A 1,497-nucleotide genomic window follows, 5' to 3' on the forward strand; every position below is an offset into this window, starting at 1 on the left:
AATAATAGTTGGGCGGAAATCCCCTTACTTTAGTGAGGGGCTGGATAGCCCTAGCTTACGTCAGTAAGCTATTAATATGATATATTAATAGTTGAAAGGTGGTGAAGTAAAATGAAATCAATGAGTAAACTAGCTTATCACTTTGGGTTAAAAATGCGAATTTATCCTTCGACTAAGCAAAAGCAAATTATTCAAGTCAACTCTGATATTAGTCGCACGGTGTATAATAAGATGGTGGCGATTGACCAAGAATTATACCACTTAAAGCAAGTTAAATTGCCAATTGATACTATCCAAGCACGGATTGTTGACTTGGAGAGTCGTAAAAACGCTAGAAACATGTCTAATCACTACCAATATATGCAAGATAAACGAATTGATAGTTTGACTAAAGCTAATGCAATCCAAAACTATCAAAAGGCTTGGAAATTGTATCGCAAGGTTCATAAAGCTGGCACACCTAACTATCATAAGAAAAGTTATCGACAAAGTTATCAAACCAATTGCCAGTACGGTAAAAATAAATCCATGGATATGTTTAGTGGGTCAGTTAGATTTATTGATAAGAAGCATATCCAAATGCCCAAATTAGGTAAATTGAGAGTCAGTGGCTCATACCGTCGTATTTTAGATAAGAAAAGCGATATTAGAATCGGAACAGTAACTATCTCAAAAGATAGTGCTGATAGGTATTTTGTTTCCATGCAATTAGGGTCTGATACCCCATTCGTTAAAATCTTACCTAAAACCAATTCTCAAATCGGCATTGACCTTAATACCGAGAACTTCTTAACGACTAGTGACGGCGTAATTGTTGATAACCCACGTTATTATCGAACTATTAAGCATAAATTAGCTAAGGCTCAACGAACCTTATCACGGCGTGAATTGCGAGCTAAGAAAGAAAACCGTTCCTTACGTGATAGTAAGAATTATCAAAAACAAAGACACTTAGTAGCTAAGTTGCATGATAAAATTCGCAATCAACGAAAAAACTTCTTAAATTATCTCTCCATGGTACTTATCAATAACCACGATTTGATTGTGGCAGAGAATCTAAGAAGTAGTAATTTGTTGAAAAATAACGCTTTAGCTATGTCAATTTCTGATGTCGGTTGGCGAAGCTTTTTACAAAAATTAGAATACAAAGCTAATTTATACGGACGAATCTTTATTACCGTTAACCCAAAGAACACAACGCAAATGTGTCATACGTGCAAATTTGTAATGGGAACTGATGATACTCAAAAACTAACCCTAAAGGACCGTCAGTGGATATGCCCTCAATGTGGAGCTTTCCACATTCGTGACCACAATGCTAGTCTAAATATCTTAGACAAAGGCTTAGCTAAGTTGGCTAAATAACTCATTAAAATAGTCCGTTTGGCAACTTGCGGACTCTAATGGCGTTGGTAATTAGCGTGTCAGACTTATGATTTATCTCAGATGGATTATAAGCAGGGCTGTATCTACGCAAATTGTGATTAAAAGCCGTAA

At 35.9% G+C, this 1,497-nt stretch carries 1 protein-coding gene; it reads left to right on the forward strand.

Annotation, left to right across the window (positions count from 1 at the left end):
- The first annotated feature begins 111 nt into the window (after nucleotides 1-111).
- A complete protein-coding gene (locus tag LMU01S_RS09965) occupies nucleotides 112-1,365 on the forward strand; it encodes an RNA-guided endonuclease InsQ/TnpB family protein (protein ID WP_056958378.1) in 1,254 nt (417 codons plus the stop codon).
- Nucleotides 1,366-1,497 lie beyond the last annotated feature (132 nt).

The organism is Ligilactobacillus murinus DSM 20452 = NBRC 14221, assembly GCF_001591685.1.
Classification (GTDB): domain Bacteria; phylum Bacillota; class Bacilli; order Lactobacillales; family Lactobacillaceae; genus Ligilactobacillus; species Ligilactobacillus murinus.

Bases quoted from the DNA above. Each gene is read 5' to 3' on its own strand.
- LMU01S_RS09965 (WP_056958378.1), top strand. From the start codon at position 112: ATGAAATCAATGAGTAAACTAGCTTATCACTTTGGGTTAAAAATGCGA.